Origin of the sequence: Gilliamella sp. Choc4-2, assembly GCF_001690355.1 — a bacterium.
Classification (GTDB): Bacteria; Pseudomonadota; Gammaproteobacteria; order Enterobacterales; family Orbaceae; genus Gilliamella; species Gilliamella apicola_A.
This window is the reverse complement of sequence record NZ_LZHG01000027.1, coordinates 1-9,782: the sequence shown is the minus strand read 5'-3', so window position 1 is coordinate 9,782 and position 9,782 is coordinate 1. Positions and strand designations below refer to the sequence as shown.

Sequence of the window (9,782 nt, the reverse complement as noted above, 5' to 3'; positions counted from 1 at the left end):
AATAAAGCACAACCAGCAAATATCAAAATTAAAGATATTTTACCTGCGGGCTTTAAATTTGTTAATGGTTCATCACGAGTTAACGGTAAGAAAGTGATGGATCCGAAAGGTGGCAGAACGGTGACGTATGACAAGGTAAGTTTATCGGGTAATGGTGAAATGGTCATTAGCTATATGTTAGTGGTGGGTTCAGGTGTAACTCAAGGTGAGTATACGAACACAGCAATGGCATTAAATTCCTTAACAGGTAAGGTGGTGTCAAATATAGCTCAAGCAACAGTGACAGTGACGTCAGACCCATTATTTGATAATGCATTAATTTTTGGTAAAGTGTTTGTGGACAAAAATGGTAATGGAGTGCAAGACGAAGGTGAGGAAGGACTTGGTGGCGTGAAATTAATCACGGTGCGAGGAGAGATTATCACAACTGATGCACATGGGCGTTACCATTTAGTCGATGTATCGGGTGGACGTTGGGAACGTGGTGGTAACTTTGTTATCAAACTCGATCCGCGAAGCTTACCGAAGGAATACCGTGTTAGTGGTCGTAATCCTAAGGTAGTAAGGGTATCACCAGGATTACCAAGTAAAGTAGACTTTGGTGTGATAGAAGTTCAGCCCTAATCATTTAACTTAGATAAAAACAGACAAGGATGTCTGTTTTTGTAATTTTACCCCGTTTATCGGGGTTTTTTATTAACAATTTGATGTAAGATAATTTATTGTTAATACTTAACCAAGTTTATAAATAGCTCTTCATTTTTTAATTAACAAAGATTTTTAATCAATTGATTATGCCAGAAATGTGTTATCGTCGTAATAATGATATTTTTAATATTAATTAGTACGATTTGAATTATAGATAATATGGTTAATGTAATAATAATAGTAAGCCTCAATTACATTGAGGCTTAATTGAAATTTTCTTTTATTGCTTATAGTGGGATAAAAATTTAGCAAATCTTCCAATAGCATCTTCAAGTTCACCTAAATGAGGTAAAGCAACAATTCTAACGTGATCTGGTTTATGCCAATTAAATCCAGTTCCTTGCACAAGTAACACTTTTTCGTGTAATAAAAAATCTAAAACTAATTTTTGATCATTGTGAATATTAAACTTTTTTTGGTCAAGCTTTGGAAATAAATACAATGCACCTTGTGGTTTAGTACATGAAACGCCAGGAATATCATTAAGTAATTGCCATGCCAACATGCATTGATCATAAAGTCGTCCTCCGGGTACAATAAATTCATTAATACTCTGATAGCCACCTAGTGCCCCCTGAATTGCATGCTGTAGAGGCACGTTAGCGCACAAGCGCATTGATGCGAGCATATTTAAACCTTCTATATAACTTTTTACATGGTTCTTTGGTCCACAAAGAGCCATCCAACCTTGTCTAAAACCTGCAACGCGATAAGTTTTTGATAATCCACTCATTGTTACTACAAATAAATCGGGAGCCAGTGCAGCTATTGAGTAATGAACTGCATCATCATATAAAATTTTATCGTAAATTTCGTCAGAAAAAATTATCAAATTATTTTGACGGGCAATTTCTGCGATCCCAAGAAGAACTTCTTTACTATAAACTGCACCAGTTGGATTGTTAGGATTAATGATAACAATACCTTTGGTTTTTGTAGTGATTTTTCGTTTAATATCGTCTAAATCGGGTGACCAATTAGCTTGCTCATCACACAAATAATGAACAGCATTTCCACCTGATAAGCTAATTGCCGCTGTCCATAATGGGTAATCTGGCATTGGGACTAAAACTTCATCTCCACTATTGAGTAGTGCCTGCATAGATTGAACAATCAGTTCAGATACGCCATTACCGATATAAATATCTTCAATACCTAGGCTAATAATTCCTCTGGCTTGATAATGTTGCATAATGGCTTTACGAGCGGAATAAAGACCTTTTGAATCAGAGTATCCTTGTGAAGAAGATAAATTACGAATAACATCTATTAATAATTCATCTGGAGCGGAAAAACCGAAAGGTGCGGGATTTCCAATGTTCAATTTGAGAATGGTTTGACCTTCTTCTTCCAGTCGTTTTGCGAGGTCAAGAATTGGCCCACGGATGTCGTAACAAACATGATCCAGTTTATTGGATTTTTGAAAATCTATCATTGTGTTGTCCTTTCATTTTATTGTGATGATCTTTTTTTATTTTATGGAAAAACAATTTACTCCTATTAAATTAAATTTTGAAGGTGATATTATGATTAGCTCAATAAATAAATTTTAATTGTATTATATTTGTTCGGAGAGTTTTATGAAAACCATTTTAACTGTTATCGGTAAAGATCGAACTGGCATTATTGCTGGTATTAGCCAGAAATTATATGAATTAGACATTAATATTTTAGATGTCAGCCAAACTATCATGGATGAATATTTCACAATGATAATGCTACTTGATTTATCCAAAATTAATTTCTCATTTGATGAAGCAAAAGCTGCACTTATTCAAACTGCCTCTAAGCTTAGAGTAAAAGTGAATCTACAACGTGAAGAAATTTTTGAAGCCATGCATCGTTTATAATCTAATTTTTAATAAGGATAATATGAATGGAAACTAAGCAAATACTCGAAACCATTAAAATGATCGAGGAAGAAAAACTCGATATTCGTACAATAACTATGGGTATTTCATTGCTTGATTGCATTGACAGTGATGGAAAAAAAGCTCGTCAAAAAATTTATAACAAAATTACTCATCTTGCCAAAAACCTTGTTAAAGTTGGTGATGAAATCGCAGCTGAATTTGGCATTCCAATTATTAACAAACGTATTTCAGTTACCCCTATTTCGTTAATCGCAGGTGCGAGTGATGACAAAGATTATGTTGAGTTTGCCAAAACACTTGATGAAGCTGCCAAAGCAGTTGGTGTCAACTTTATTGGTGGTTTTTCGGCATTAGTACAAAAGGGTTACCATAAAGGTGATGAGATTTTAATAAAATCAATTCCACAAGCACTTGCACAAACAGAACGTGTTTGCTCATCGGTCAATGTTGGTTCTACACAAACTGGGATCAACATGGATGCAGTAAAACAGATGGGAAAAATCATCAAAGAAGCCGCAAAGTTAACGGCAGATAACAGCAGTATGGCGTGTGCTAAATTAGTGGTATTTGCCAACGCAGTTGAAGATAATCCTTTTATGGCTGGTGCTTTTCATGGAGTAGGCGAAGCCGATTGTGTGATTAATGTCGGCGTAAGCGGTCCTGGCGTTGTTAAACGTGCGCTTGAAAAAGTTAAAGGGGAACCATTTGATGTTGTTGCTGAAACGATCAAAAAAACAGCGTTTAAAATCACTCGTATGGGACAGTTGGTTGGTAAAGAAGCTTCTGAACGTTTAGGCGTTAAATTTGGTATCGTTGATTTATCATTAGCACCAACTCCTGCAATTGGTGATTCGGTTGCTCATATACTCGAAGAAATGGGATTACAAGCCGTTGGTACCCATGGCACTACAGCTGCACTAGCGATGCTCAATGATGCCGTAAAAAAAGGTGGCGTAATGGCCTGCGGTCATGTTGGTGGATTAAGTGGTGCATTTATTCCTGTTTCTGAAGATACAGGAATGATTGATGCGGTAAATAATGGCGCACTTAATCTTGAAAAACTTGAGGCAATGACCTGTGTTTGCTCGGTTGGGCTTGATATGATTGCTATACCCGGCGATACACCAGCTGAAACTATTTCGGCAATTATTGCTGATGAAGCAGCGATAGGGGTGATTAATCATAAGACAACGGCAGTACGTATTATTCCTGCAGTGGGTTTAAATGTAGGAGATCATGTCGAATTTGGTGGATTATTAGGTCATGCTCCAGTAATGGCAGTAAATGAATTTAGCTCATATGATTTTATCAACCGTGGAGGGAGAATTCCTGCGCCAATTCATTCCTTTAAAAACTAAAATATTGACCTCATCAAGTTGATAATGGATGCTAAGGATTAATAGCTAGTATCCATTTTTATATTGATAAAATTACAAAACATAAAAAAATAATTAGCCGATGATTGTAATTATTGGCATAGGTTGTGTTAAACTCGGAGCATTGTTAGTATGAACCATATTTTAGTTATATGAATAATATTTATGCATAACACATTTTCTGATAGTTATCGCCAAAGGTTTGGTGGTATTGCAAGACTTTATGGTGAATCAACACTACGGTATTTTTCCCAAGCGCATATTTGTGTAATTGGTATTGGTGGCGTAGGTTCTTGGGTCGCCGAATCACTTGCTCGTAGCGGCATTGGTCAAATTACACTGATTGATATGGATGATGTCTGTGTGACAAATACCAATCGCCAAATTCATGCTTTAAAATCCAATATTGGGAAAGCTAAAACCTCGGTTATGGTTGAACGTATTTTACAAATTAACCCTGAATGTATCGTGAATGAAATTGATGATTTTATTAATATGAATAATGTTGGTGAATATTTAGGAACAAAACTATTCCCACGTTATCACTATATTATTGAGGCAATTGACAGTGTATACGACAAAGCTGCTGTACTTGCATATTGTAAGCGACAAAAATTGAAAGTAATTACCATTGGTGGCGCAGGGGGGCAAAAAGATCCAACTCAAATTAAAATTGCTGATTTGGCAAAGACAATTCAAGACCCATTGGTAGCGAAGTTACGTGAGAAACTAAAGTATAATTATAAATTAAATAAAGATAGCAAAGGTAAATATGGTATTCCTTGTGTGTTTTCGACTGAGCAACTAACGTATCCTTCTAAAAATGGACAAATATGCTTAACAAAAAGTAAAGCGAATGGTCCTAAAAAAATGGATTGTGAATCAGGATTTGGCGCAATTACAACCGTTACAGCTACTTTTGGGTTTGTTGCTGTAAGTTATGTATTAAATAAATTATGCGAGGGTTGATTTATTTGTCTGTGACAATTATTTAATATCTTCTTTTATCACCAATCTCATTTAATAACAGTTATTTTATTATTAAAAGCTATAGTTTTATCTTTATTGATCTATGTCACAAAAGTGGTTATTGATTAATATACTCTTTCAATTTTTGTACAATATATTATTGTATAAAGTAAAAAACTGATTTAGGATAGCCCTTAATTCGTTTTTTATTATGCTTAAGCGCTAAAAATAGTTTCATGGAAGACGCCAAACGATTCAAGTTTATTTTTTAATTTCAAGGAGTAATCTATGGCAGTAACTAATATGAATGAGTTAAATGAGTTAATGGAGCGTGTAAAAAAAGCGCAAGAAACTTATTCAACTTATACACAAGAGCAAGTGGACAAAATTTTCAGGGAAGCGGCAAAAGCTGCTGCAGCTGCGAGAATTCCACTGGCACAGCAAGCGGTTGCTGAGTCTGGTATGGGAATTGTTGAAGATAAAGTCATAAAGAATCTTTTCGCTGCAGAATATATTTTAAATAAGTATCGTCACGATAAAACTTGTGGAATAGTGGCTGAAAATGAGCCTTATGGAACAATTACTTTGGCCGAACCTTTGGGTATTATTTGCGGCATTGTACCAACCACTAATCCAACTTCCACAGCAATTTTCAAATCTTTAATCAGTTTAAAAACTCGTAATGCAATTGTTTTTTCACCTCATCCTCGAGCTAAAAAATCAACGATTGAAGCTGCTCGTATCGTATTAGATGCTGCGATTAAAGCTGGGGCACCAAAAGATATTATTGGTTGGATTGATGAGCCATCTATTGAGTTATCAAATGCTCTGATGCATCATGATGATATTGCTGCTATTTTGGCAACCGGCGGACCAGGTATGGTAAAAGCAGCTTACAGTTCAGGTAAACCAGCATTAGGAGTTGGAGCAGGTAATACACCTGTGGTTATTGATGAAACAGCTGATTTAAAACGTGCTGTGGCTTCTGTGCTTATGTCTAAAACATTTGATAATGGGATGATTTGTGCTTCAGAACAAGCAATTGTTGTGGTTGATTCTGTCTATGATGAGGTGCGTCGTTTATTAACTCAATATGGCGCATATGTTCTAAATGCTAAAGAAACTATGGCTGTACAAGCAATTATTTTAAATGATAAAGGTGCGTTAAATGCCAATATTGTTGGTCAGCCAGCAGTTAAAATTGCTGAAATTGCTGGCATCAAGGTGCCAGCTGGTTCAAAAGTACTTGTTGGTGAAGTGAGTAAGGTTGATCTATCTGAACCTTTTGCCCATGAAAAACTTTCGCCAACGCTTGCTATGTTTAAAGCTAAAGATTTTGCTGAAGCAGTGGATAAAGCTGAAAAATTAGTTGAAATGGGTGGTATGGGTCATACTTCGGTTCTTTACACTGATCAAGATAGCAACAGTGAACGTATTGCTTATTTTGGTAGTAAAATGAAAACTTGTCGTATTTTAATTAATCAACCTGCTGCTCATGGTGGTATTGGTGATTTGTACAATTTTGATTTAGCGCCATCTTTAACATTAGGATGTGGCTCTTGGGGAGGAAACTCGGTATCTGAAAATGTTGGGCCGAAGCACTTAATCAATAAAAAAACAATCGCTAAGAGAGCAGAAAACATGTTATGGCATAAATTACCAAGTTCTATCTACTTTAAACGTGGCTCACTTCCTGTTGCTTTGAATGAGGTTGTTGAACAAGGAGCAAAACGAGTCTTTTTAGTCACTGATAAATTCTTATTTAATAATGGTTACTCAAAACAAATCACAGATCAATTAGAATCACAAGGAGTTATCTGCGAAACATTTTTTGATGTAGAGGCTGATCCGACTTTAAGCATAGTATATAAAGGCACTGAATCAATGATAGCTTTCCAACCCGATACGATTATTGCTTTGGGTGGTGGTTCTCCAATGGATGCAGCGAAAATTATGTGGGTGCTTTATGAACATCCTGAAACAAAATTTGATGAATTAGCATTGCGTTTTATGGATATTCGTAAACGTGCATGCCATTTCCCTAATATGGGTAAAAAAGCAAAACTAATTTGTGTGACAACTACTTCTGGTACTGGTTCTGAAGTGACTCCATTTGCTGTTGTTACTGATGATGCAACAGGTCAAAAATATCCATTAGCGGATTATGCTATTACGCCTTATATGGCAATAGTTGATGCAAATTTAGTTATGAATATGCCTCGCTCGCTTTGTGCCGCTGGTGGTTATGACGCAGTGACTCATGCATTAGAAGCTTATGTGTCAGTTATGGCAAGTGAATTTTCTGACGGACAAGCGTTGCAAGCGTTAAGTATGCTTAAAGCTTATTTACCAATAAGCTACAAAGAAGGGGCTAAAAATCCTATTGCTCGTGAAAAAGTACATAGTGCTGCAACATTAGCGGGTGTTGCTTTTGCTCAAGCATTTTTAGGTGTTTGCCACTCAATGGCACATAAAATTGGTGCTGCTTTCCATATTCCACATGGTGTAGCAAATGCAATGTTAATCAGTAATGTTGTACGTTTCAACGCAACGGATAAACCTACTAAACAGGGTACTTTCAGCCAATATGGTTATCCTAAAGCAATTAGTCGTTATGCGGAAATCGCTGATCATTTAGGTTTAACCACGGCTGCTGATAATAATCAGAAGAAAGTTGAGAAATTAATTGGTTGGTTAGATCAACTCAGAAAAGATCTGGATATTCCATTTTCTATTAAAGAATTTGGTGTAGATGAAAAAGCATTTTTGGAGGAAGTCGATCAGCTTGCAGTAGATGCCTTTGATGACCAATGCACTGGTGCCAATCCTCGTTACCCTCTAATTGCGGAGTTAAAACAAATTCTTCTTGATACTTATTATGGTCGTATATATCAAGATAAAGGTGATATTAGTGAAGATATAGTTGAAACTAAAAAATGAGCAACTAAAAATAATATAAAATATTATTTTGATTAAATAAAACCCCAAAATTGTCTAATATTTTGGGGTTTTTTATATTTTTGATTTTTTTTTAAGCAAACAAAATAAAATTTGTTTTTTTTGCTTGCAAGGTGAAATGTTCTAGTTCATAATGCGCAGCACTTAGGCCGGCTTAGCTCAGTAGGTAGAGCAACTGACTTGTAATCAGTAGGTCGCCAGTTCGATTCCGGCAGCCGGCACCATTTTTCTAAGTAGACAAATTTATAAAAGTTCGGGGTGGGGTTCCCGAGCGGCCAAAGGGAGCAGACTGTAAATCTGCCGTGTCACACTTCGAAGGTTCGAATCCTTCCCCCACCACCATTAATGTTAGCAATAGCTAATTGAAGCATTTAGGTAGCCTAGTTTGAACATGCGGGCATCGTATAATGGCTATTACCTCAGCCTTCCAAGCTGATGATGCGGGTTCGATTCCCGCTGCCCGCTCCAATTGCTGATATAGCTCAGTTGGTAGAGCGCACCCTTGGTAAGGGTGAGGTCGGCAGTTCAAATCTGCCTATCAGCACCATTCTTGTTATTCTCCTAAACTTCTAAAAATATCGAATTTGACTGCTTAAAAGCTTGTCACTAGACAGCTTTATCTGTTATCATCTAGAGCTAATTTTAAGTTAGTATTATGTTTATATAAAATATAATACTTGGTTAATGTGGTGAATCACCACCGATTTGTATTACATTTGAGGGACAATCAATGTCTAAAGAAAAATTTGAACGTACAAAACCCCACGTTAACGTTGGTACAATCGGCCACGTTGACCATGGTAAAACAACTTTAACAGCTGCAATTACTTCTGTTCTTGCTAAAAAATATGGCGGACAAGCACGTGCATTCGATCAGATCGATAACGCACCAGAAGAAAAAGCACGTGGTATCACCATCAATACTTCACACGTTGAATACGACACACCAACTCGTCACTACGCACACGTAGACTGCCCAGGCCATGCTGACTATGTTAAAAACATGATCACAGGTGCAGCTCAAATGGATGGTGCTATTTTAGTAGTAGCAGCAACTGATGGTCCTATGCCACAAACTCGTGAACATATTCTTTTAGGTCGTCAAGTAGGTGTTCCTTACATTATCGTATTCTTAAACAAATGTGATATGGTTGACGATGAAGAACTATTAGAATTAGTTGAAATGGAAGTACGTGAGCTTCTATCTCAATATGATTTCCCAGGTGATGATACACCAGTGATTCGTGGTTCAGCGCTAAAAGCGTTAGAAGGCGATGCTGCATGGGAAGACAAAATTGTTGAATTAGCAGAAGCATTAGATAGTTACATTCCAGAACCAAAACGTGATGTTGACAAACCATTCTTATTACCAATTGAAGACGTATTCTCAATTTCAGGTCGTGGTACAGTGGTAACAGGTCGTGTAGAAAGTGGTGTAATCAAAGTCAACGAAGAAGTTGAAATTGTTGGTATCAAACCAACGACAAAAACGACTTGTACTGGTGTTGAAATGTTCCGTAAATTACTAGACGAAGGTCGTGCAGGTGAAAACGTAGGTATTTTATTACGTGGAACAAAACGTGAAGAGATCGAACGTGGTCAAGTATTAGCAAAACCAGGTTCAATTACACCGCATACTGATTTTGAATCAGAAGTATATATTTTAAGTAAAGATGAAGGTGGTCGTCATACTCCATTCTTCAAAGGTTACCGTCCACAGTTTTATTTCCGTACAACTGACGTAACTGGTACTATTGAATTACCAGAAGGCGTAGAAATGGTAATGCCAGGTGATAATATTAAAATGACAGTATCATTAATTCACCCAATTGCGATGGCAGAAGGTTTACGTTTTGCTATTCGTGAAGGTGGCCGTACTGTTGGTGCTGGTGTTGTA

7 protein-coding genes and 4 tRNA genes are annotated in these 9,782 nt (G+C 36.6%); 10 read left to right on the top strand and 1 reads right to left on the bottom strand.

What is annotated here, in order from left to right:
• Positions 1 to 624 (top strand): SdrD B-like domain-containing protein (locus A9G34_RS04025; RefSeq protein WP_304363947.1); only part of this gene is annotated, 624 nt, incomplete at its 5' end.
• A 304-nt stretch (positions 625 to 928) separates the two neighbouring features.
• Here the strand turns inward: A9G34_RS04025 and A9G34_RS04020 are convergent.
• On the bottom strand, positions 929 to 2,143 hold the full coding sequence (locus tag A9G34_RS04020; RefSeq protein WP_065568945.1) for a pyridoxal phosphate-dependent aminotransferase: 1,215 nt from the start codon (positions 2,141 to 2,143) through the stop codon (positions 929 to 931).
• 145 nt (positions 2,144 to 2,288) lie between these two features.
• Between A9G34_RS04020 and A9G34_RS04015 the strand changes: the two genes are divergently transcribed.
• The 9 genes from A9G34_RS04015 to tuf form a co-directional block, all read left to right on the top strand.
• Positions 2,289 to 2,558: an ACT domain-containing protein gene (locus tag A9G34_RS04015; protein WP_034946844.1), complete on the top strand. Its 270-nt coding sequence runs from the start codon at positions 2,289 to 2,291 to the stop codon at positions 2,556 to 2,558.
• 26 nt (positions 2,559 to 2,584) lie between these two features.
• Positions 2,585 to 3,940, top strand: coding sequence for a PFL family protein (locus tag A9G34_RS04010; RefSeq protein ID WP_065568944.1), 1,356 nt, complete (start codon positions 2,585 to 2,587; stop codon positions 3,938 to 3,940).
• A gap of 183 nt (positions 3,941 to 4,123) precedes the next feature.
• Positions 4,124 to 4,927: a tRNA cyclic N6-threonylcarbamoyladenosine(37) synthase TcdA gene (tcdA, locus tag A9G34_RS04005; protein ID WP_065568943.1), complete on the top strand. Its 804-nt coding sequence runs from the start codon at positions 4,124 to 4,126 to the stop codon at positions 4,925 to 4,927.
• Between the two features lie 288 nt (positions 4,928 to 5,215).
• On the top strand, positions 5,216 to 7,867 hold the full coding sequence (gene adhE, locus A9G34_RS04000) for a bifunctional acetaldehyde-CoA/alcohol dehydrogenase (RefSeq protein WP_065568942.1): 2,652 nt from the start codon (positions 5,216 to 5,218) through the stop codon (positions 7,865 to 7,867).
• Between the two features lie 166 nt (positions 7,868 to 8,033).
• Positions 8,034 to 8,109: transfer RNA gene (locus A9G34_RS03995), tRNA-Thr, on the top strand.
• Between the two features lie 33 nt (positions 8,110 to 8,142).
• Positions 8,143 to 8,227: transfer RNA gene (locus A9G34_RS03990), tRNA-Tyr, on the top strand.
• 51 nt (positions 8,228 to 8,278) lie between these two features.
• A tRNA-Gly gene (locus tag A9G34_RS03985) sits at positions 8,279 to 8,353 on the top strand.
• Between the two features lie 3 nt (positions 8,354 to 8,356).
• Positions 8,357 to 8,432, top strand: a tRNA-Thr gene (locus tag A9G34_RS03980).
• A 183-nt stretch (positions 8,433 to 8,615) separates the two neighbouring features.
• Positions 8,616 to 9,782, top strand: a 1,167-nt coding sequence (tuf, locus tag A9G34_RS03975) for an elongation factor Tu (protein WP_065568941.1), incomplete at its 3' end; no start/stop codon positions are given.